17 protein-coding genes and 3 pseudogenes are annotated in these 22,921 nt (G+C 60.3%); 6 read left to right on the top strand and 14 right to left on the bottom strand.

Translation table 11 applies throughout. The features are described from left to right. Window positions 1-69: 69 nt before the first annotated feature. Window positions 70-1,233, top strand: coding sequence for an alpha/beta fold hydrolase (locus tag B0G77_RS14170; protein ID WP_133662688.1), 1,164 nt, complete (start codon window positions 70-72; stop codon window positions 1,231-1,233). An 88-nt stretch (window positions 1,234-1,321) separates the two neighbouring features. Here the strand turns inward: B0G77_RS14170 and B0G77_RS14165 are convergent, their stop codons facing one another. Next, window positions 1,322-2,305, bottom strand: a complete 984-nt coding sequence (locus B0G77_RS14165; RefSeq protein ID WP_133662687.1) for a LysR family transcriptional regulator — start codon at window positions 2,303-2,305, stop codon at window positions 1,322-1,324. A gap of 184 nt (window positions 2,306-2,489) precedes the next feature. Between B0G77_RS14165 and B0G77_RS14160 the strand changes: the two are divergent. From B0G77_RS14160 to B0G77_RS14140, 4 genes and pseudogenes are all read left to right on the top strand, one after another. Continuing rightward, window positions 2,490-2,899 (top strand): annotated as a pseudogene (locus B0G77_RS14160) (IS3 family transposase); the annotation flags it as partial. Window positions 2,900-3,482: 583 nt separating this feature from the next. Then, window positions 3,483-5,744 (top strand): glucosaminidase domain-containing protein, encoded by a 2,262-nt coding sequence (locus B0G77_RS14155; RefSeq protein WP_133662686.1) that lies wholly within the window; start codon window positions 3,483-3,485, stop codon window positions 5,742-5,744. A 13-nt stretch (window positions 5,745-5,757) separates the two neighbouring features. Next, on the top strand, window positions 5,758-6,153 hold the full coding sequence (locus B0G77_RS14150; RefSeq protein WP_133662685.1) for a hypothetical protein: 396 nt from the start codon (window positions 5,758-5,760) through the stop codon (window positions 6,151-6,153). A gap of 494 nt (window positions 6,154-6,647) precedes the next feature. Continuing rightward, window positions 6,648-6,965, top strand: a complete 318-nt coding sequence (locus tag B0G77_RS14140) for a lysozyme inhibitor LprI family protein (RefSeq protein WP_166656154.1) — start codon at window positions 6,648-6,650, stop codon at window positions 6,963-6,965. 129 nt (window positions 6,966-7,094) lie between these two features. Here B0G77_RS14140 and B0G77_RS14135 read toward each other — a convergent pair. Further along, a pseudogene (locus tag B0G77_RS14135) lies at window positions 7,095-8,297 on the bottom strand (integrase arm-type DNA-binding domain-containing protein). A gap of 1,337 nt (window positions 8,298-9,634) precedes the next feature. After that, window positions 9,635-10,135 (bottom strand): HAD domain-containing protein, encoded by a 501-nt coding sequence (locus B0G77_RS14130; RefSeq protein WP_133662683.1) that lies wholly within the window; start codon window positions 10,133-10,135, stop codon window positions 9,635-9,637. A 274-nt stretch (window positions 10,136-10,409) separates the two neighbouring features. Here B0G77_RS14130 and B0G77_RS14125 point away from each other — a divergent pair, with 274 nt between their 5' ends. Beyond that, window positions 10,410-10,784, top strand: coding sequence for a hypothetical protein (locus tag B0G77_RS14125; RefSeq protein WP_133662682.1), 375 nt, complete (start codon window positions 10,410-10,412; stop codon window positions 10,782-10,784). Window positions 10,785-10,976: 192 nt separating this feature from the next. Here B0G77_RS14125 and B0G77_RS14120 read toward each other — a convergent pair whose 3' ends face one another. The 11 genes and pseudogenes from B0G77_RS14120 to gltA form a co-directional block, all read right to left on the bottom strand. Further along, window positions 10,977-12,761, bottom strand: a complete 1,785-nt coding sequence (locus B0G77_RS14120; protein WP_133661411.1) for an IS1634 family transposase — start codon at window positions 12,759-12,761, stop codon at window positions 10,977-10,979. A gap of 219 nt (window positions 12,762-12,980) precedes the next feature. Continuing rightward, window positions 12,981-14,225, bottom strand: coding sequence for an acyl-CoA dehydrogenase family protein (locus B0G77_RS14115; protein WP_133662681.1), 1,245 nt, complete (start codon window positions 14,223-14,225; stop codon window positions 12,981-12,983). 70 nt (window positions 14,226-14,295) lie between these two features. Beyond that, complete coding sequence (locus B0G77_RS14110) at window positions 14,296-15,060, bottom strand: SDR family oxidoreductase (protein WP_133662680.1); 765 nt, start codon at window positions 15,058-15,060, stop codon at window positions 14,296-14,298. Window positions 15,061-15,106: 46 nt separating this feature from the next. Beyond that, window positions 15,107-16,126 (bottom strand): phosphotransferase, encoded by a 1,020-nt coding sequence (locus B0G77_RS14105; protein WP_133662679.1) that lies wholly within the window; start codon window positions 16,124-16,126, stop codon window positions 15,107-15,109. A 22-nt stretch (window positions 16,127-16,148) separates the two neighbouring features. After that, complete coding sequence (locus B0G77_RS14100; protein ID WP_133662678.1) at window positions 16,149-16,823, bottom strand: histidine phosphatase family protein; 675 nt, start codon at window positions 16,821-16,823, stop codon at window positions 16,149-16,151. Window positions 16,824-16,923: 100 nt separating this feature from the next. Then, the gene (locus tag B0G77_RS14095; protein WP_133662677.1) at window positions 16,924-17,823 is read right to left on the bottom strand and encodes a LysR family transcriptional regulator; all 900 of its coding nucleotides are present in this window, start codon (window positions 17,821-17,823) and stop codon (window positions 16,924-16,926) included. A gap of 373 nt (window positions 17,824-18,196) precedes the next feature. Continuing rightward, a pseudogene (locus B0G77_RS14090) lies at window positions 18,197-18,409 on the bottom strand (high-potential iron-sulfur protein); the annotation flags it as partial. A gap of 103 nt (window positions 18,410-18,512) precedes the next feature. After that, window positions 18,513-19,964 (bottom strand): NAD(P)(+) transhydrogenase (Re/Si-specific) subunit beta, encoded by a 1,452-nt coding sequence (locus tag B0G77_RS14085; RefSeq protein ID WP_133662676.1) that lies wholly within the window; start codon window positions 19,962-19,964, stop codon window positions 18,513-18,515. Further along, complete coding sequence (locus B0G77_RS14080) at window positions 19,964-20,290, bottom strand: NAD(P) transhydrogenase subunit alpha (protein WP_133662675.1); 327 nt, start codon at window positions 20,288-20,290, stop codon at window positions 19,964-19,966. The genes B0G77_RS14085 and B0G77_RS14080 overlap by 1 nt, the downstream gene beginning before the upstream one ends. Before the next feature lie 23 nt (window positions 20,291-20,313). Further along, a complete protein-coding gene (locus B0G77_RS14075) occupies window positions 20,314-21,456 on the bottom strand; it encodes a Re/Si-specific NAD(P)(+) transhydrogenase subunit alpha (RefSeq protein WP_133662674.1) in 1,143 nt (380 codons plus the stop codon). Between the two features lie 115 nt (window positions 21,457-21,571). Continuing rightward, the gene (gltA, locus tag B0G77_RS14070) at window positions 21,572-22,864 is read right to left on the bottom strand and encodes a citrate synthase (RefSeq protein ID WP_133662673.1); all 1,293 of its coding nucleotides are present in this window, start codon (window positions 22,862-22,864) and stop codon (window positions 21,572-21,574) included. Window positions 22,865-22,921: the final 57 nt, after the last annotated feature.

Here is a 22,921-nt window from a genome sequence, read left to right as displayed (position 1 = left end):
TAAGGTTCGGGTTCAGCCCGAACCGATTCACCATCGTGCCGTCGGCACACTAGATGAAGGGGCATTGCAATGGATATCCGGGTCAACGGCACGAAGATTCACGTCAAGGAAAAGGGTGACGGCAAACTGGCGCTCGTGTTCCTTCACTACTGGGGCGGGTCGTCTCGCACATGGGACGGCGTGGTTGGCGAGCTCTCGGGCCAGTACCGCACGATCGCCACCGACCACCGTGGATGGGGCGATTCGGATGCGCCAGAGGATGGCTACACGATTACCGATCTGGCAGACGACGCACAGGGTGTCATCGAAGCGCTGAATCTGCGGCACTACGTTCTGGTCGGTCACTCAATGGGCGGGAAAGCCGCGCAATTGCTCGCGTCGCGCCGACCTGCGGGACTGGAGGGGCTTGTGCTGGTCGCGCCGTCCCCGCCTTCGCCGATGGTTCTTCCCGACGAGCAGCGTGCAGCGATGACCACAACCTACGATTCGCGCGAATCCATCGCGTGGGTGCTGGACAACGTACTCTCAGCGAACCCGCTCAAGCCAATCTATCGTGAGCAGGTCATCGCCGACAGTCTGCGCGGCGCGCCGCAAGCCAAGGCAGCCTGGCCCAATGCGGCAATGCTTGAAGACATCACGGGCGACGTCGCTTCCATCAATGTGCCTGTCATGGTGATTGCAGGCGAACTGGACCAGGTCGATCGCGTCGAAACGTTGCAGAAAGAACTGATGCCCCGGATTGCAGGCGCACGCATGCATGCACTGCCGGGTACGGGACACCTGTCGCCGCTCGAGGCTCCGTCTGCGCTCGCGACAACTATCCGGCAGTTCGTTGCCGGACTGGAATCCAGCGCTGCCGCGCCGAACACGCCGGAGCAGGTTCCGGCCGCCTTCGATGCCGCATTCAACGCCGGTGATCTCGACGCCGTGATCGGCTTGTTCAACGATAGTACGACGATGCGGATGGGGGACGGTGAAAGCATTGCAAACGGCCTTCCGGAATTGCGCCGTCAGTTCTCGGAACTCTTGAAGGCAGGTCCACGCATCCACAACCATGTGCGGCTATCGCTGGTCAGCGACGACATCGCGCTGGTACTGCTCGACTGGACGTTGAGCATGACGCTGCCTGATGGCCAACACGCCAGCAAACGCGGCACAGCCACGCAGGTAATGGCGCGAGGCGGTGACGGGGTATGGAAGCTGCGGATCTCCAACCCGCCCGGAATCAGCTAAGCCGCCGAAGGTGCCGTCGCGAGGCCTGCGCGCAGTTCGCGAGGCACCGCGGATCCTTCGCCTGACGTGGGATGAGCACCCCTTCGACTCACGGCTTCGGCGTCGATGATCCCGCGCGTTTGGGCTTGCCAGGGGAACGACGCGCGCGGACAGCGCGTTGTGGCTGAATGTGATCCCACGGCGGCTCGTCGCCGAATGCGGCTACCAGATAGTCGAGGAAGTGGCGCACTTTGAGAGGCATATGACGTGCGCTCGGATAGACAGCCTGGATCGCCAGTTCCGATGTGTGGTACGCCGGCAGCAGCGCGACGAGATTCCCAAGCGCGATCTGTTCGCCAAACACGAACGTCGGGCCATAGGCGACGCCGGCTCCTGCGAGCGCGGCTGCAAGCAGCATCTGGGTATTGTTCGCTGCCATCCGGCATGGGCCGCCGATGACGTGTGCACGACGCTTCGCATCGACCAGCGTCCAGTCGCCGGCGGACACAGCTTCACTAAACGTGAGTCGCTGTGCTTGCCGCAAGTCGTCCGGACTACGCGGCGTTCCGTGACGTTTAAGGTAGTCTGGCGACGCGCAGATGACCATTCGACACGGCGCGAGCCGGCGTGCAACAAGCCCTGAATCGGGTAGACGCCCGATTCGTATGGCAAGGTCTACGCCAGCTTCGAGCAGGTCAACATAGCGGTCACTCAACGACACTTCGATGTTGACGTGCGGATGTTCTTCCAGATATTTCGCGACGACTACACCGAGATGCACTGCCCCGAAAGTGACGGGAGCGGCAATCCGCAGCACGCCACGGGCCGTTCCGTGAGAATCGCTCGCCTCGCGATTTGCTTCGTCGTAAGCTTCGAGAATCTGTTTGCATCGCTCGTAATAGCCTTGACCGATATCAGTCAGGCTTAGACGGCGCGTTGTGCGCTGAAGCAGCCTCGCATTCAGTTCAGCCTCGATCGCGCTGACGTATTTGCCAGCCATCGCGGCGGATAACCCGAAACGTCGCGCAGCGGCGGCAAAACTGCCTCCATCGACAGCGGCGACAAACACCCCAATGCCAGTCAGCCGGTCCATTCGTTCCTCGATTCGATAGCGAGATTATCGGACGGATCAGCATGGACGACAATTATCGACTGGCAGGCTGAACTTCCCCTGAAATTTCGCCTTCCAGTAGGTCGTGTATAAACTCGACCCAAAAGCAGGAAAGAAGACACGTTCAAGGTACCGCACCAGGTTTACACGGCGGAGTTCAAGGGAAGCAGCCGTGCAACCAGGCATGTCGATGCAGACGTTGCGCAACTGGCTGAAGGCTTTCGAGGCCGGCAAGCTGAATGGCCTTGGTACGAAGGTCGTCACGACGGAACAGATGGAGCTCTCGCATCTGCGAGCGGAGAACAAGCGCTTGCAGACGGAGCTGGAAATCGCAAAAAAAGCGGCGGCGTTCTTCGCCAAGGACCGCCTGTGAAGTTCGCCTGAATTGACGCGCAGTGCCGGCAGTATCCCGTGTTGGCGCTGTGCGAGGTCCTTAGCGTAGGCGTGAACGGCTATCGCTCCTGGAAGCGCGGCGGCACGCCCGAGCGTCAGCGGCTAACCGATGCGCAGTTGCTCACATTGATTCGGACGATTCACACCGGGGTCAAACGCGCCTACGGCTCGCCGCGCATGACCTGGTGTGATCGGCTTTTCTCTGCTCACACGGTCATTCAAATGACCGAACTGATGGATCTGTTAATGGAGGTGCATCCCGTAACCCAGGGTCTCATTAAATTCCCAGACAATCTGGCGTGGCTTCGGCGCTTTACGTAAATCGGACCTCTCCCAGTCGGTGTTACGCGTCCCTGCAAGAACCCAGTTCGGGGGACGTCCGAAGAATTGTGTGGAGCCGGTTCGACGAAGCTTGAAGCTGAGAACTCTCGGTTCGATGAAAACCTGAACGGCACAAGGCGCAACGTCACGCCGCCATGATTCCCTTTCGCAAACGGCAGCAATCTGCGGAGCACCGGGCGTTCCAGCGGCCGGCCGAATACGCTGCCGAATGCAGGTCAATGCCGCTATAGTTCATCATGGCCTCCTTCCGGTTAAAGCGGTTTGGCAAACTCACTTTAACCCTGCCGCCCGTCAGCGCGGCGGCAGGAGGCCCGCTAGATGATTGACAATTCTTTGCACAAATTCAGACATTGGCCAATTGACGCTGACCGTCTGGTCGTCATAGCGTGGTGCGTCCCTATTCACCCAGGAGCGCACCGAATCCATGACGAGCAGCCCCGCCTCGAATAACCCGCGGACACCGCAGCCGACCAGTACAACGCCGAAACCATTGCGGTTCGCCTTTCCGTTTCGCGACGCAAAGGGCAAGACCATCATCGATGAACACCTGTTTCATGCCTGGCTGATGAACGAGCCGGGCGGAAACTTTGCCGCGAGTCCGTCCGGCCTGTGGCATGGCGGCATCCATGTGTCTGCGGATGGCGCGGGCCCGATGCTGGACCTCAAACATGGCGTGCGCTGCCTGGCCGATGGCGAGGTCATTGCCTACCGGCTTGATCGTATCAGCCCCACGAGCAGGATTCCGGCAAGCGAAGGACAGCCGGAACTGAACGTGCCGTACAGCACCAGCTTTGCACTGGTGCGCCATACGCTCGAATATCCCGCCGGAAACCGGCTGTCTTTCTTCAGCCTCTACATGCACCTTCAGGGCTTCGCGGATTACGAGTGCGAGCCGTCCCAGCCGCGCCCCGGCTACTGGAGTACGCAGGTCGAGGTAACGTCCTACGCCCAGGACCGCCCCCACCCCGCCAGCCAGGGGCAACCATCCGCGCCGGACCGCGCAGGGCTGAGGGTGCGCGCATCAAAGCAGCACGGGACCATTCTGTGCATCCTGCCGCACGGTGCGCGGGCCACGATCGGGCGCCGCGACGGTGACTGGGGGCAGGTCAGCGCCGTCGAAGGTCCGTCTCCATACCCCCCGCAGGACGGCCGGTTTGTCGGGCCGTACGAGGCTGTTGGCGGCTGGATTTTCATGGGCAGCGAGCCCGGCGACCCCGTGGTGCGCGAGGTCATGCCCGATTCAGCGTTTGACCGCGTGGTGATTCCACCCCATCCGGTAAAGGTCGGTGCGGGCGACCTGATTGGGTACCTGGGGCCATACTGGCACACGGCGGACCCCGCGCAGCCAAACCGGATAGTGCATATCGAGGTGTTCTGCGATGGCACGCTGCCAGCCTACATCGAAGCCAGCCGGGCGGCAGCAAAAGCGGACTATCACAGTGAGCGGCCTATCCTGCGTATCGACCGGAGCGTGAAACTGTACGCCGGTCCATCGGTCAGGCAGGAGGGGGCCAATGCGCCCCGCACGGCTATTGTGCAGGTCTACAGCCAGTGCGTACTGGACGCGCTGCCCGCTGACTGCAAGGGCTCCGTCGATGACGATCCCTTCAACCACGGCAAGGGCGAACCCTGGTGGAAAATCACCAGCGCGGACAGCCGCTACGCGGATATCACGGGCTGGGTGCGCAACCGGCAGACCCCTGCTGGCCGGGTGACGCGCGAATCCCCAGGCCACTGGATCGATTTCGAGATGTTCACGGATTCCGATGCGAACAATCCGACGCTGTTTGGCTCGGCAGATGCCTGGCTCGACTATGTCCTGGACGCAGGCAAGCCCGATCTGTCCGACGTGGGCAAACTCAAGCCGCTGGCGACGGGTGTCTACCGTGCCATGTCACCCGCGCGTAACGAAAAGGAAGCCGCCGACGAACTGCTGTCGCACGGGGCGAACAGGTGGCTGCGTTTTCGCGCGTCGCGCCTGATTCCACGACACCGCAGCGAATGGGCCAGTGAGGAAAGCTATCGGGAACTGTTCGCCCAACTGGTGACGCGTAGCGAGCCGTCGCCGTATCACGCCGCCGAAATTGAACGCATCAGCAAGCTTGCCTGGTGGGATGAGGTACAGGGCAAGGTCAGCCAGCCCTTCCCGTCCAGTCCCGATGTGTTCCATATCCATCCGATTGGGCTGATCGGGAATTTTTTTAAGGGATGGCGACAAGCACAAGGTAATGGGCGATTTCCGTCAGATGTTATTGAAGCCGCACAAGAAGCGCAGGCCAAGTGGGGAATTCCAGCTTCCGTCAGCCTGGCTCAATGGGCATTCGAGAGCGGCTACGGAAAACATATGCCGGCAGACAGCAACAATCCTTTTGGAATTAAGGCAAATTCACAAGACATTGCCAACGGAAACTTTGTGAATGCAATGGCAACGGAGGTTGTGCATGGGCAACGAATTCACATACCACAACCATTTAGGAAATTCTCCAGTATCGCGGATGCTTTTGACTACCACGGTCGCCTGTTGGCTACGGGGCGCGCCTACACGCACGCGAGAAGTATGCTGCCCAACCCCTATGGCTTTGCCAACGGACTAACCGGCCACTACGCAACCGAGCCCAACTATGGTCAAAAACTGATAGATGGGTACATAAATCCGAACAACCTCACCCAATATGACAATTTTTGAATGGATTCCAGACATGTTGCACCCAATTGACAACAGATCTACAAGGAAGGCATTGGCGAGTATTACGTTATTATTGTTATGCCTGATTTTTTTTGGCAATGTGGCGCATGCGAATTGCAAAGAATTCAATAATTACTCGATTAAGAATGGAGTTTATATTCCGGGCGATGATTCTGAGCGACAAGTCATCGGGAAGGGGCGGCTGCAATTCTATTCGGCGCCAGATAAAAAATGCAAAATTGCTGGCGTTTTTATACTTCCCGGGGAGCGAGTGGACGCCTATACCGAGTACAACAATTTTACGTCTGTAGTATATATAAACGTAAATACCGACGCTAATGTGACGGGGTGGGTGCAATCCGACAGACTAAAGCCAACTGGCTTGGGCATTGCACCGCATCAGCAGTAGTTCTCGATTTTGGTTTTTGACGTCTATAGTCACGGCTGCTATTGCTCGCAACCGCCGGGACCAACAATCATTCCGCCGTACCGCACAAATGCGCCGCCCACGCTTCCATCATCGGGCGGCGCACTTCCAGCAAATCGGTTCGGTGGTAAGCGCTTTCAACCTTGTTCGCGACGGTATGGGCAAGGGCACGTTCTGCGAGATCGAGGGTGTGACCGTGTTCGCTCGCCCAGTCGCGGAAGCTGGAACGGAAACCGTGTGCCGTTGCAACGAACAGTCTCCGGGATATATTGCGTTCGATAGACAAGGGCGGTGTTTGAACTGCGCGCATCCGCTAACATTTTCGGGGCGCCATTGGAAGAATTAACCGCATCATAAAATCTGGCCCATCATCTTAGAATGTATTTAGATATGAAATACTTAAAAATTGGTACTATTTTTGTAATTTTTTATCATCTGCTGTCAGCGCGGAAGAGCGGCATTATTCGCAACAATTCGTGCAGTGCAGTAAGACGGCATCCAATTCAGATGGCCAAGCCGATTGCGCCACTGCCGAAATTGCAGTTCAAAAGAAGCGATTAAATATTGCTTATGCGAATGTTGCAAAAAGGCTAGCACCTGAAGAAAGAGCATTTTTGGAAAAAATTCAGCATGAATGGATTGCATGGAGGGACGATAACTACAATTTCCTTTCAGAGCACGTATCGGGTTCTTTTGGCACAACAAGGGCAACAAGCCTCGATTTTATACTGCGATCCGTGTTTGATAGGGCAAGCGAGCTTGAAATGATTTCGAATGAAATGGGCGCTAATTGAGTTTCATAGAAATCTGTTTGTGCGCGGTTGAGTTGGTAACGTATCAATTGCTCAAGACATGCGTCGCCCGCGCTTCCTTCATCGGACGGCGTTTTCCAAACAGACTGCGCCCCGCTGCGGGCCGCTAGGCTACAGCCCCGTCGTGATCGGAATAACTTCGCACCCGGCCTTGATGCGGTCAAGGTAGTCGGCCCACTCCTGCATCATCTCGCGGCGTTCGCGGATAAAGTTTGTCCGGTTGTACGCTGAGCCAAGCGTTATCGGATACAGCGTGCGCAAGCTGATGCTCAATCACTTCTGGCTTGTGTTCCAGTCCTCGTGCAGGATCGTGCGCACCATCGCCCGGAAACCGTGGCCGGTAATCTCAGTACGGGTATCGTAGCCAAGCCGTCGAAGCGCGGCATTGATGGCCGCTTCACTCATTGGGCGCTTGATATCGCGCGCCTGGGAATACGTAACATCCGTTACCGGTTATGGCCTTCAGTTCGCGCAGGATAGCGATGGCCTGGATGGCGAGCGGCACAAGATGATCCGTGTTGGTTTTCGTGACGCGGTACCGCCATTCGCCCTTGTCCAGATCGACCTGTGTCCACTCAGCCCGTGTCAGTTCGCCGGGACGCGGGCGCGAGCCTGAGCGCACACAAAACCGGGAACGCGTGCCGGAAAAGGCGTCGAAGGCCCGCAACATCTCTCCAACCTTGCCGGGCTCGGTGATCGAGGCGAAATGCGTTGTCTGTGAGGGCGGTATCGCGCCAATGAGATCGCGTGCCGGATCGGCTTTGCAATAGCCTTCCTTGATCGCGAAGCGGGACACGCGGTTTATTTCACTGCGCAGACGGTGAGCGGTAAAGCGAGCGCCCCGGTTATCGGCGCGCTTAAGAACCGCCAGAATCTCGGGTGCATCAATTTCGGTAATAGGCCGCTTGCCAAGCCAGGGGAACGCATCGTTTTTGAAGCGCGCCAGCGTCTTTTCATACTGGCCGACCTCCATGGATTGGCCGCGTTCGTCCATCCACGCCAGCGCGACGGCTTCGAATGAATTGGCAGCAGCAAGGCGGGCGGCGCGTTTCCCGGCCTTTTTGGCTTCCCCCGGATCAATGTTTGCCGCCAGTTTTTCGCGGGCGTCGTCCCGCCGTCTGCGGGCAGCGGCAGCCGGCACGTCTGGATAGATGCCAAGCGCGAGGCGCTTTTCCTTTCCGGCAAAACGGTACTTGAGAATCCATCGCTTGCTGCCGCTGGAGCGACAAGCAGCAGCAGACTACCGCCGTCATACAGCTTCTGCTGTTTTTCACCCGGCTCCGTGTTACGGATCGCGGCATCGATCAGTGCCATGATTGCGCCTCCGGTTTTCACACTGCTGCGAGGGTCGTTTTCCATCCGACAGGCGCTTGAATCGTGGAAACCCCCGAAACGCCCCCCTGATGGGGTTGTGCATGGTGGTGAACCTTTGGACGCTATAGCAAACAAAGGCCCCGCTCAGCATTACCTGACGGGGTTTCGTGGTGAACCGCTGAAATCGGTTGGGGGTATTTGGTGCGGGGACCGGACTCGAATAGTTCCTTCAAATCCTTTACCAGAAGGCATCTCCGTTTTCACGAAGAAAGACATACCACCATAAATACCACCGTAGACGGTCCTCTACTCTCTTATATTCAGGCGTTCGCCAAACAGTTCCCGCACCAACGGCTTCGAACCGCCGCCGACGGTATGCGGTTCGCGCGCCCTGCGTCCTCGAAACGCATACCGGTAGCCGTTTATCCCCACCCGATCGACAATAGGTGACCAGGACCCTTGTGTATAAGGCTTTTCCGTCCGGTCGGGAGTGACGATACCGTCAGCCATACCGCAAAGTCCAGTCGGCACTTATCAGCTTTGGACAGACTGCATCGGAGAATCAACGCGCACTTTCGTTCAAACATCGCGAACACAGGTATCCGAATACGACTTCTGCAGGAATACCGTCATCGATACCGTCAGGTATTTTCCAACGCGATCCCCGCAAAGCTTGAAGGAGCCATGATCCCCGCTGCGGCCACGCCTCCGACCAGAAAGCCTACAAACCGTGCTGCAACCCCGGTGAGCGCAGCGGCAGCTCAACGGGGAGATGCTGCGCAACCAAGCCCGACAAGTGTCTCAAACTTCAGCCGGCGCGATAAAGCCCGTGTCAAGGGCAGTCGTGCATCGACATTCTCAAATGTCCTTTTCTCCCATACGATCATCGCGAACCACCGCATCGGGGAGTTCGCGCGATTCGCGCAGCGGATCAGGACACGCTAGCATGCGTCTGGCTGAGTTTGCCTCCATGGCAGACGGTCGACCCGGCTCCCTCCAGGTCGGCTTTCAAGATGCAACGGCCATTCGTCTACTCGCATAGGGAGACTGGAGTTCTTGAGACAAAGGCTCGGATTTCCACACCGCGACGCTACCTGCCCTTGGAAGCCGACCGCGCGGCTGAATGCATGCGGCGAGTGTACACATCCACCAGAACGGTAAGCCGGTAGTTCGCGGCGGTGGTCCGCGATTTTCAGCCGAGCCAGAGGCAAACAGCCCCATTCATCGCCTCTTCGCGACATCGACCGTCTTTAACCATTGGGTCTGGATTGTTCACGTCTGTTTATGCGGCTCCGCGCAAAGCAACTTGCTTACACTGGCCGCGATAAGGCGGACTATCATCGCCAGCCCGCTTCCGGCCGGTCCTTCGCGGCGAGCCGCGCCTGCAGTTCCGCTAGCGCCGCTGGCGCGCTGATGTCCAGCACCGGATCCGTGCGCACCAGGTGACCCCGGCTCACCGCCGGCCATCCACAGTCATCGTCGTCGAGCGCCAGCCACGCGGCGGGCTGACGCCGGCACACGTCGCCAGACCGGAACCTAGTCGGGTTCATCCCGCTGTGAAAGGTCGCGCCGACCACGCGCCAGCGCAACACCAGCGACAGGCGGTGCGCCATCTCGCGCACGCTGCGGAACACCCACACCCAGTCCGTCGACAGCACGATGCGCAACGCGGGATACGGCTCCAGACAACGAATCAGCAGGCCTGCCCGTTCAAACAGCGCATGCCCCGGCGGACCAGCGACATGCAATCCGCTGCCCGGATGTCGCCAGACGTCGTCCGGATGAAGGACGCCGTCGAAATCGAGGTACAGCACCCGACCACCCGGACAGCGGGGCATCCGGTCCGCCGCTGGCCCAGGCAGGCGGGGCCCTGCACTCCTGAGCGCTTCCTACGCCGTTCCGCTCACGAAGCTGATAGGCGTCAAGGGTACCCGTTTGAGTTGCCCACCCCTGCACCACTAAACGGCTGTGCATATATTGGCGCCTAACACGGTCCAAAGACATCAGTTAAATTCGCGCGCGTATAACGTCGTTCGCGCAACCATCCGGTTGCCCGAGCGATTGTTACTTATGTCAAATCATGTGTGCGGACGGAGAGTCGGACGGGGCAGCGTGCGTTTATTCAGTTCGTCGGCGCGGGTCGACAGGCTGGAGGCGCAAAGTGCGATGACCATGCGCGAGGTATTGGGGTCGTTGCTCTTTCCGATGCTGCAACTCGCCGATCGAACGGGACAGCCGACCTACATCCGCATGATCGCCGACCTGCAGTTGAACGACCGCGCGTTCCTGCGCGATGCGCTGGAAAACAAGTGGAATGTGGGCTATCAGCACTGCAATGCGCTGCTGCGGGACCCGCTGCCAGGCAGCGCACCGGAGATCGTCGATCACCGGCTTTCGCTCGTCGGCATCTATGGCAATGCCGCGCTGGCCGCGTGGGAGGCGAGCCGGGGCGGCTCTGGGCCCCCAGCTACGCCGTGTCGAATTTGATGGATACGTTTGAGGGCATGCTCGTCGCGGAGCCGTCGCAAGAAACGCGAACACTCTTGAACGCGTCCAAAAGCAATCGCGAGACGGCTCGCTAGAGCACGGGCGACTCGCGTTAGCCCAACTTTCGCTATTCGCGGTGTTTGCCTAGGCTAAGTAATTGATTTTAAAAGGTGTCGCCGGCAAAGGTCTTCACTACAGGGCGTGGGCGCGCGTAGGGACGATTGGCGATGGCTGGGCGGTGATTTTCGGCGGTGGCTGCGCGGGCAGCTTGAGACCTAACTGGTCGAGCAGGAGACGGTGTTCGGGTTCCGGCTGCGTGTAGCGCGACAGGATCAGATGGCGCCCGTCAGTGGTGGGCAGATGAACATCGACCATCTGCATGGTCCTGAATTTCTCCAGCGCCGCTCGGGGTGTCAAACCTGGCGCGGCCCGCTTGAGCTGGTATTTGAGCGTGACCTGCAGGCAATACGCCAGAAAGGCCACGAAGATGTGCGCTTCGATGCGCTCTTCCTTGTGATGGTAGATCGGTCGGATAGCCAGATCATGCTTGAGTTCCTTGAACGCCTGCTCGACTTCCGTGAGCTGAATGTAGAAGGTCCAAAGCTGCGCCGGGTCGTGACTCGAGAGGTTGGTGCGCAACAGATAACGGCCTTCGCGGTGCCGCACCTGACGCAATTTCTTACGGTCAAGTTCAAAGCGGAAGGTGTCCGGCGTGACGACTTCATGGCTCTGTGGCAATGTCAGTCTGATCAGGCTCGCGGCTCGCCCGGCGTCCTGCCTGGCCGCGCCCACTTTCATCAGTAGCTGGTCGCGTGTGAGGCTTTGCGTACGGCACTGCCTGAGCCTTTCCACGTAGCGCCTGAGCCGGCGCAGCCGCATGCCACGTTCTTTGCCGATCCGCTGCTCGCTCACGGCAAGCACATACGTTTCGCTCTCCAGGGGCAGGCGCTTGACCTGCATCCCTTCCCGGACATGCTCCCACGGCGCTGGGAGGAATGACTGCTCCAGCTTGCTCAAGCGACCCTTAGGTGTGCCTACGAGGTAAAAGGCGCCCATCTGGCGCATCTGTGCCAACGTCTCTTCTGTTGGGATGCCGCGGTCCATGACCCAGATCCGATTGGCCTTGCCGTGTCGGGTCTCGATACGCTTGAGCAGATCGGACAGCGTGGTGCAGTCTGCGGTGTTGCCGGCCAGCACTTCGTAGCTCAGGGGAAAGCCCTCCGGCGTGACAATCAGGCCGATCACGACCTGCCGGCAGTCGCCGCGCTTGTCGCGGCTATAGCCGTATTGACGCTTGTCCGGTGCTTCCCGCGGCGTGTCGGCCTCGAAGTAGGTGCTGGTCAGATCGTATAGCAGCACGTCGAACGAGGCGCCGAACAGTTCGCCCCAACGCTGCTTGAGAAACAGCATCAAGGTGTCCTTGTGCGGCAGCAACTTGTCCAGGCAACGATACAGCGTATCTTTGCCGGCCAGCGCAAAGTCGGCTTCCAATAGATCCGCCATCGCGCTTGACGTGAACCAGTGCCGGTGCAGACGCCATTCCGAGCCCGGATCGATCAGCCGATACGCCACCAGGGTCTGCAACACCTGCAGCCAGCGCGTTCCTTTGCGTGAAGCCGGCAGGCGCGCCGACCAGAATGCGTCCAGGCCTAGCTGCTGCCATAGCACGCAAGACAGCCAGCACGCTCCCCACTGCCGCGGGCGCTTCAATTGCAACTCGCTCAACCGCACGCCCACTGCCTTGGCGTCATCTGCCGGCTGCGCACCTTCCGCAAACAGCGCAACCTGGCGTTTGGCGCCTTCGTCGAACACTTCGATCGTCTTGCGCCAGGCGAGTTGCTGACTGTCGTTGATCTCGCCCAGGTACAGCACCTGGCGCTGCGCGACCTTGCCATTCAACAGACGCCGATTCTCCACCACGCTCCAGTACTGGTGCGTCTTGCCGTCCTTGATCCGCTGTGTGCGCTTGAGGAACATTCGGCCAGTGTAGGATCCTCGCCGTACGACTGCCAAGGACCAAGGTCTTCACTACAAGCGATTCTGCCAATCCCCCGCGCGCACTCACACGACAAATCAAAGAGTTACCGAGGCAGCCATATCAGAAATCGGTGAAAAACACTGGAATCGACGGGCGAATAGCGAAAGTTGGGTTAGCGCATCGCCCGCAAGATCACTTCATGTGCGCGCTGGCGTGCCCTACGCCGCCGACGTCAGGTAGGGGTTGTCGTGGCACGGTTCATAGGGCCGCGCCTTGATCTCCATGCGTGCAATGCTCTGGAGATGCACCTCGTCCGGGCCATCGGCGAACTTCAATGCACGTCCCCAGGTCCAGCTGTCCGCCAGCGGCGTATCGGGGCTCAGCCCCATCGCGCCAAAGGTCTGTATCGCACGCTCGCATACGGCGGTGTGCAGGTTCGGCACGAGCGCCTTGATCATTGCGATTTCCTTGCGCGCTTCCTTCGCGCCCACGTTGTCGATCATCCAGGCCGCCTTCAGCACGAGCAGCCGGGCCTGATCGATTTCGATGCGCGACTTTGCGATCCACTCCGCGACGCTGCCGTGCTCATAGAGCGTCTTGCCGAACGCCGTGCGCGCCTGTGCGCGTTCGATCATCAGTTCGAGCGCCAGTTCGGCGGCACCGATCGAACGCATGCAATGGTGAATGCGCCCCGGGCCAAGACGCGCCTGGGCGAGCGCGAAGCCGCTGCCCTCTTCGCCCAGAAGATTCGAGCGCGGCACGCGCACGTCCTTGAATTCGATCTCGCAGTGACCTTCGGGTGCAGTGTGATTGACCACCGTGATATTGCGGATGATCTTCACGCCCGGCGTGTCGCGCGGCACGAGAATCATGCTTTGCTGACGATGCGACGGCGCGTCCGGGTCCGTCTTGCCCATGACGATGAACAGCTGGCAATTCGGGTGCGCCGCGTTCGTAATGAACCACTTGCGGCCATCGACGACATAGTCGTCGCCATCGAGGCGAATGGACGTGGTGATATTGGTCGCGTCCGAAGAGGCCACCGCGGGTTCCGTCATCGCAAACGCGGAGCGGATCTTGCCGTCGAGAAGCGGCTCGAGCCACTTCTTGCGTTGCGCCGGCGTAGCGAACATGTGGAGCAACTCCATGTTGCCGGTGTCCGGCGCATTGCAGTTGAACACCTCGGAGGCCCAGGAAACCCGCCCCATGATCTCGGCAAGCGGGGCGTACTCGAGATTGGTCAGCCGCGTGCCCGGTTCGTCGTCGTGCAGATGCGGCAGGAACAGGTTCCAGAGGCCCTCCGCACGCGCCTTCTCCTTCAAGTCTTCCATGAAGGAAACAGGATAGTGTCCCGCGCCCACTTCTTCGTGCCATTGGTGGATGCGCGGCACGATATGCGTGTCCATGAACACGCGCACCTGTGTGCGCAGCGCTTCGACTTTCAGGCTATATGCAAAGTCCATCTTGCTCTTCCTTGAATCCTTGGTGAATGTCGTGTGGCGCAAACGTCAATCACGCGCGCCTCTCCCATCGTCAGATCGTCAGCCCACCGTCAACGACGATGCATTCGCCGTTGGTGTAGCTCGCCGCGTCGGAGACGAGATACAGCACGGTGCCGGCCATCTCGCGAGGCTTCGCATGGCGGCGCAGCGGAATCTTCGCCATCCAGCTTTCGTACATGACCTGGTCTTCGAACAGCGCTCCGGCGAATTTTGTTTTGGTAAGGCCCGGCAGCAAGGCATTCACGCGAATGCCGAGCGGGCCGCACTCCTTGGCCAAAGCCCGCGTCATGTTGACCACGGCAGCCTTCGTGATCGAATAAATGCCCTGCTTGTCGCCGGGCTGCAGCGCATTGACCGAAGCCGTGTTGACGATCGCACCGCCGCCGTGCTCGCGCATCAGCTTGCCCGCCTCGACCGACATGAAGAAGTAGCCACGCAGATTGACCTCCACTGTCTTTTCGAACGACGCAAGATCGGTATCGAGAATGTGGCCGAAATACGGATTCGCCGCCGCGTTGTTCACGAGGATGTCCAGCCGGCCGTGCTGTGAGCGAATGTGCTGGAAAACGCCTTGAATGTCGTCGAGACGCCCCACGTGACACGGATACGCCTCGGCGCTGCCACCCGTCTCCTTGATCCCGCGTGCCACGGTCTCGCAGTCTTCGAGCTTGCGGCTCGATACGATCACATGGGCGCCTTGTTCTGCGAGCAGCTTCGCGATCTCTTCGCCAATGCCACGGCTCGCGCCCGTGACCAATGCAGTCTTACCGTGCAGATCGAATAATTTTGTACTCACAACCGTCTCCTTCATATATCCATGTGTTTGCGCCAAACGCCAGGCGTCAGATGAGCTCGACGCCCATCTGCGCGAGCGCACCGGCCATTTCGCCGACCTGGCGCGCCTTCTCGTTCGATGCGTTGCCGCCAAGCGCACGCTTCTTCACGCCCTGCGCGATGGCGGCGAGCCGGAAGAAGCTGAACGCGAGGTAAAAATGCCAGTTTTCGATCTGGCCGATGCCCCGCAACCGGCAATACCGCTCGACGATCGCGGCCTCATCCGGCACGCCAAGCGCAGCCCGGTCCAGCCCCGCGAGACCGACGATATGGCCGTTGGGCGGAAGCCGCAGACACATGCAGAAGTACGCGAGGTCGGCGAGCGGATTGCCGAGCGTGGAGAGTTCCCAGTCGAGTACGGCGCGAACCTGCGGCGCGCCGCGGTGGAAAATAAGGTTGTCGATGCGAAAGTCTCCGTGCACGAGCGAAGGCTTGCCCGCCTCGGCCGGACAGTGCGCCGGCAGCCAGTCGATCAGCGTTTCCATCGCGTGGAGATCATCGGTCTGCGCCGCCCGATATTGTTTGGTCCACACGTCGATCTGACGCGAGAAGTAGTTGCCCGCGCGGCCGTAATCGGCCAGACCGACGGCCTCGACATTCACATCGTGCAGGGCGGCCATCGTGGAGATCAGCGCGTCGTAGATGGCAGCGCGCTCGCCAATCTGCAGCGCGGGCAAGGACGGGTCCCAGAAGATTTCGCCCTCTTCAAAGCTCATCACGTAGAACATGCTGCCGATCACCTCGCGGTTTTCACAAAGGTGCAAGGCCCGCGCAACAGGAACCGGCGTGCTGCTGAGCGCACTCAACACGCGAAATTCGCGGTCCACGGCGTGGGCCGACTTGAGCAGTTCGCCCAGCGGCTGACGCCGCAGCACATAGCGGCCGCTTTGCGCCTCGAGAAGAAACGTGGGGTTCGACTGTCCGCCGGCGAACTTCTCAATGGACATGGGCCCCTGAAAGCCGGGCACGTGCGCAGCCAGATAGCGCGTGAGGGCAACGACATCGAACTGAAGACTTGCATTCATCATGGAGCGGGAATCCGGATTCGAATCAGCCATAGGTGACGTGTTCGCGCCTCTCGGTCTGTTCGAGATGCGGCAAGGTGTTGAAGGTGACCAGCGACATCGCGCTGTCGTTGAAGACGTACTGGCTCACGCTGCTGTTACGGATCTGCATGTTGAGCGCGATGGCGGCGGCCGCGGGTGCGTGCAGGATCTGCTGGGTGAAGACGGCAATCGGGCCGCCCGAACTCACTACCAGAACCCGCTTGCCGCCCACGCCCTGAATGGCGAGACGCGCGCGCTCTACACGCGCCTGGAACTGTCCCCAGGTCTCGGGAACGCGCCCGGGCAGCTTATCCTCGGACCAAAGCTGCAAGACCTGCCTCAGTCCCTTGTAGAAATGCTTCATTGAGCTTTCGGCCACGAGGCCAGACGCCGACCCGCTCTCGCCGAACGCGGAAAACAGGGCGCGAAAATCGTACTCGTTCAGATCCGCGTCCTGCACGATCTCCACCGGCTGGCCGCCCATCGCGGTGAGCAAGGCGTCGGCGGTTTGCGCGTGCCGCCGCATTGTGCCGGTCACGACACGGTCGAACGTCAGGCCCGACTGCGCGTAGTATTCGCCCAGCCATCGCGACTGAGCGTGGCCGCAAGATGAAAGCTCGTCATAGTTTTCCACGCCAAAAGACGCCTGCCCATGCCGTACCAGGTCGAGTTCCGCCATGCCATCCTCGTCTGAACATGACTGAAACAATACCTGGGCTCGCAGTATTCAGGAAATTTATTCTAGTGATACCGAGCCATAACAATTCGTGACACCTCGGCTATTGCCTCTGCTTGCGCATGAGACGGCCGATCTGCTCGCGCAGCCACTGATGAGCCGGGTCCGCCGTGACGCTGCGGTGCCAGTAGCCATGCGTCTCGAGATCGGGGAGATCGAACGGCAGCGCGAGGATGCGCGCGTCATAGCGCTTGAGCAACATGAGCGGCGCAGTCAGGACGAGATCGGTGCGCATCGCGATCAAGGGCGCGACGAGATAGTGCTGGACACGGGTCTGGATGGTGCGCCTGAGTCCCAGCTTGTTGAGTTCCGTATCGACGAGCCCGGGTCCCTGCCGGCGGCTGGACACGTGGATATGGCCGAAGCGCAGGTAGTCGTCGATCGTGAGCTTCTTCTTCGCAAACGGATGGTCCTTGCGCACCATGCACGCGTAGCGGTCGCGGCCCAGCGGTTCCTGCTCGAGGTACGGATCGTCGATGAGGGGCGCGTCGATCGCGAGATGAACTGCGCCGCTCGCGAGCGCTTCGGGAACGTCGCGGCGCGTCGTGAAGTAGCTCTCGATGCGGATGCCCGGCGCGAGGCGCTGCAGCACGTCTTCCAGCGCGGGCAGCAGCAATGCCTCGGTCAGGTCGTTCATGCTGAGCCGGAAGGTCCGCTGCGACGCGGCCGGATCGAAACGCTCGCCCGCATGGGTGCTCGAATCGAGCAGTTGAAGCGCCTCGCGCACGCGGCCAATGATGTTCTCGGAAACAGGCGTGGGCATCATGCCCGCCGGCGTGCTGACGAACAACGGGTCGTCGAAGGCCTTGCGCATGCGCGCGAGCGCATTGCTCACGGCGGGCTGCGTGATGAAGAGCAGCTCCGCCGCGCGCGTGAGGTTGCGCGTTCGATAGACGGCTTCGAAAACGACGAAGAGATTTAAATCGACTTTGGATGGGCGCATGGTTTGAGCCTAACCGCCCGATTGCAATCCCGTCAATCGAGGGTCTGCCCAAGCCCATATCGCAAATCGTGTCGTGCGCGTCGGTGGGTGAAGCGCGTCGGTGGCTACGGGTACGCCTGGTATTGCGTGGCAGCGGAGAATCAGGTCGACGCGGGGTCCCGCCCGTTTGCGGTCCAATGATCGTGAGCGCGCAGATGCAAGCTAGCGCGACTTCTTCGTCATGTAGCCAAGGGTCGCCCTGATTTCCGCATCGGAGCACGCCGCGCATCCACCACGCGGTGGCATGGCGTTGTAGCCCTGCAGCGCATGCCGCAACGTGATGTTTCCCTCTCTGAGGCCTCAGATCCTGATATGACTTTCGCAGGCAAGCCGCGAACGCGTCGCTCGGCTTGCCCTGATAGAACCTGCAATTCCCGCAGATCTGACCGGCCGCGTACTTCGCGTACCTCGCCTTGTCGACCTTGGTCGCGTCGGACTTGTAGCCGAGTGCCTGAGCCGTGGAGTCAGTGTCCGATAACTTTGGCGAATCGGCGAATGCGAGGCGCGAAAGTGCCAGACTCGAAGCGACACCGGCGGTCGTGATCATAAAAGTACGGCGAGATGTTTTCGTGCATGTCCTTATCGTTCAGGGAAATTTTTTGGCGACAAACCGGGAAACTTCCGGGGTATCAATTGTTGTGCTAATGGCGTTACGCCGCCTTAACCATATCCTCGATCACCTTCTTCGCATCGCCGAATACCATCATCGTCTTGTCCATGTAGAACAGGTCGTTGTCGAGTCCGGCATAGCCCGCGGCCATCGAACGCTTGTTGACGATCACCGTGCGCGCCTTGTACGCCTCGATGATCGGCATCCCGGCAATCGCAGATTTCGGATCGGTCTTCGCCGCCGGATTTACCACGTCGTTCGCGCCGAGCACCAGCACCACGTCGACCTGGCCGAACTCGCCGTTGATGTCCTCCATTTCGAACACCATGTCGTACGGCACTTCGGCCTCAGCCAGCAGCACGTTCATGTGCCCTGGCATGCGCCCGGCCACCGGGTGAATCGCGTACTTCACCTCGATGCCCTTCTCGACCAGCTTGTCGGTCAGCTCTTTCAGCGCATGCTGCGCGCGCGCGACCGCGAGACCATAACCCGGCACAATCACCACGGTTTCCGCATTGCCGAGCATGAACGAGGCGTCATCGGCCGAACCCGATTTCACCGGACGCTGTTCAGCCGACCCGCCTGCCGCCGCCGCACCCGCATCGTTGCCGAAGCCGCCGAGAATCACGTTGAAGAACGAGCGGTTCATCGCGCGGCACATGATGTACGACAGGATCGCACCCGACGAGCCCACCAGCGAACCCGCGATGATCAGCATCGGATTGTTCAGCGAGAAGCCGATGCCCGCCGCCGCCCAGCCCGAGTACGAGTTCAGCATCGACACCACCACCGGCATATCCGCGCCGCCGATCGGGATGATGATCAGCACGCCGAGCACGAACGCGATCAGCGTCATGATGATGAACGGCAGCCACGATTGCGTGAGGAAGAACAGAATGCCGAAGCCGAGCATCGCCAGCGCGAGCATCAGGTTGATCAGATGCTGGCCGCCGTACACGACCGGCGCGCCCTGAAACAGCCGGAACTTGTACTTGCCCGACAGCTTGCCGAACGCGATCACCGAACCCGAAAACGTGATCGCGCCCACGAACGTGCCGATGAACAGCTCGATACGGTTGCCGTACGGCAGGAAACCCGGCGCCGTGTTTTCCGGATCGACGAGGCCGAACGCGGCCGGCTCCGACACCACCGCATACGCGATACACACGGCCGCGAGACCGATCAGCGAGTGCATGGCCGCGACCAGTTCCGGCATCTTGGTCATCTCGACGCGCGCGGCGACGAACGCGCCCACCGCGCCGCCAACCACCAGCGCGACCAGCAGCAGGCCGAGCCCCAGCCCGAGATTCGAGCCGAGCCCGTTGGCCTGTTTGACGATCAGCGCGATGGTGGTGAGGATCGCAATCGCCATCCCGACCATGCCGAAGGTGTTGCCGATACGCGCGGTCTTCGGATTCGACAGCCCCTTAAGCGCCTGAATGAAGCAGACCGACGCGACCAGATAAAGCAGCGTGACGACGTTCAGACTCATTACGCGTTCTCCCTAGCGGCTGCCGGGAGCTTCTTCGGCTCTTTCTTGCGGAACATCTCCAGCATTCGTCGTGTGACGAGAAAGCCGCCGAACACGTTGACCGCCGCCAGCGCAACGGCGAGCGTACCGAAGAACTTGCCGGGCGTGCCCAAGGTCAGGCCCGCGGCGAGCATTGCGCCGACAATCACGATCGCCGAAATCGCGTTGGTCACGGCCATCAGCGGCGTGTGCAGCGCGGGCGTGACGTTCCAGACCACGTGGTAGCCGACGTAAATCGCCAGCACGAAGATAATCAGGTTGATGACGGTGTGGTTGATGACTTCCATCGCCGTTCTCCTTTAATGGTTGCTCAGGCCATGCGCGTGACTTCGCCGTCACGGGCCAGCAGCGTGGCCGCGACGATGTCGTCCGCGAGATCGATGATCAGGGCGCCTTCCTTCGTGATGATCAGCTTGAGGAAGTCGAGCAGGTTGCGCGCGTAGAGCGACGACGCGTCGGCGGGCACCATCGAGGCGAGATTCGTATAGCCGACAATCGTCACGCCGTGCTTGATCACCACCTTGTCCGCTTCGGTGAGCGGACAGTTGCCGCCGCGCTGGCCTTCATACTCGGCACCGCGCCTGGCGGCGAGGTCGATCAGCACGGAGCCCGGTTTCATCGCCTGCACGGTGTCGACCGAGATCAGCGTCGGCGCGGCGCGGCCAGGAATCAGCGCGGTGGAAATCACCACATCGGCCTGTTTGGCTCGTTCGTGAACCAGCGCGGACTGGCGCGTGAGCCAGGACGGCGGCATCGGCCGCGCATAGCCGCCGACGCCCTGCGCGGCTTCGCGCTCCTCGTCGGTTTCGTAGGGCACGTCGAGAAACTTCGCGCCGAGCGATTCGATCTGCTCTTTCACGGCGGGGCGCACGTCGGAGGCTTCGATCACCGCGCCCAGACGCTTGGCGGTCGCGATTGCCTGCAAGCCCGCCACACCCGCGCCGAGAATCAGCACGCGGGCCGCTTTCACGGTGCCGGCCGCGGTCATCAGCATCGGCATGAAGCGCGGATAGAGCGTGGCGGCCAATAACACCGCCTTGTAGCCCGTGATGTTCGCCTGCGACGACAGCACGTCGAGACTTTGCGCCCGCGTGGTGCGCGGCGCGGCTTCGAGCGCGAAGGCGGTGACGCCCGCAGAGGCGAGCTTCGATGATTTTTCGGTATTGAACGGATCGAGCATGCCGACCAGCACCGCGCCGCGTTTGAGCAACGCCAATTCGGCGTCGGTGGGCGACTGGACCTTCAGGACGAGATCGGCGCCGAATGCGCTCGCCGCGTCGACGATCTCCGCGCCGGCGGCCGTAAAGGCATCGTCTGGAAAGCTGGCGCCGGTCCCGGCGCCGCTCTGGATCGTGACCCGGTGGCCCTGGGTCACATACTTCTTGACCGTTTCGGGCGTCGCGGCGACGCGGGTTTCGTGCGCGCGCGTCTCGGCTGGCACTCCGATGTGCATATACCCTCTTTCGACGTCGTGGGAACGTTTTATTAAATGAAACGAGCCAGATTTGCCGTCACGCGAGACGGCAAATCCGCGTCATAGAGACAAGTTGACAATGTCCGCATACGAACTAGCGAGCAGCTACTCTGCGAGCACCGTTTCCGACGAACAACTGACGTGGACGACCAATCTTCTGTTCCGGATCGGCGATCATTTCGTTCCACTGCGCAATCCAGCCGACCGTGCGCGCCATCGCGAAGATGCACGTGAACATGGCCGTCGGAATGCCCAGCGCGCGCTGCACGATACCCGAATAGAAGTCGACGTTCGGGTACAGCTTGCGCGACACGAAGTATTCGTCTTCCAGCGCGATCTTTTCCAGTGCCATGGCCAGCTTGAACAGCGGGTCGTCGTGCAGACCCAACTCTTCCAGCACTTCGTGGCAGGTCTCGCGCATCAGCTTCGCGCGCGGATCGTAGTTCTTGTAGACACGGTGGCCGAAGCCCATCAGCTTCACGCCCGAGTTCTTGTCCTTCACCTGCTTGATGAACTCAGGAATGTTGTCGAACGAGCCGATTTCTTCCAGCATGTTCAGCGCGGCTTCATTCGCGCCGCCATGCGCCGGGCCCCACAAACATGCGATACCGGCAGCGATACACGCGAACGGATTCGCTCCCGACGAACCGGCGAGACGCACGGTCGAGGTTGATGCATTCTGCTCGTGGTCCGCATGCAGGATCAGGATACGGTCCAGAGCCCGCACCAGCACGTCGTTGACTTTGTACTCTTCGCACGGGTTCGAGAACATCATGTGCATGAAGTTCGCGCTGTACGACAGGTCGTTCTTCGGGTACGCAAACGGCTGGCCGATGCTGTACTTGTACGCCATGGCGACCAGCGTCGGCAGCTTCGCGATCATGCGAATGGCCGACACTTCACGGTGACGCGGATTGTTGATGTCGAGCGAGTCGTGATAGAACGCCGACAATGCGCCGACCGCGGCGACCAGAATCGCCATCGGGTGCGCGTCGCGACGGAAACCACGGAAGAAGAAGTGCATTTGCTCATGCACCATTGTGTGGTTCGTGACCGTCTTCACGAATTCGGCGTTCTGCTGCTTGTTCGGCAGTTCGCCCTTCAGCAGCAGGTAGCAGGTTTCGAGGAAGTCGGCGTTTTGCGCGAGGTTGTCGATCGCGTAGCCGCGATACAGCAGCTCGCCCTTGTCGCCGTCGATGTACGTGATCGCCGAATTGCAAGCCGCCGTCGACATGAAGCCCGGATCGTACGTGAACTTGCCGGTCTGGCCGTACAATTTGCGGATATCGATCACGTCAGGGCCAAGCGTGCCCTTGTAGAGTGGCAATTCCACGCTCGGCGACTCGTCACTGAAGGACAACGTCGCCTTGATCGCTGAGTGTTCCATATCTATTTGGTTTTCCAGAATAATAAGGTCGAGTTCCAGTACCTGTCGGACGATCGA

The sequence above is a fragment of the Paraburkholderia sp. BL10I2N1 genome (genome assembly GCF_004361815.1).
Taxonomy (GTDB): domain Bacteria; phylum Pseudomonadota; class Gammaproteobacteria; order Burkholderiales; family Burkholderiaceae; genus Paraburkholderia.
This window is presented reverse-complemented; position numbering and strand designations above follow the sequence as displayed.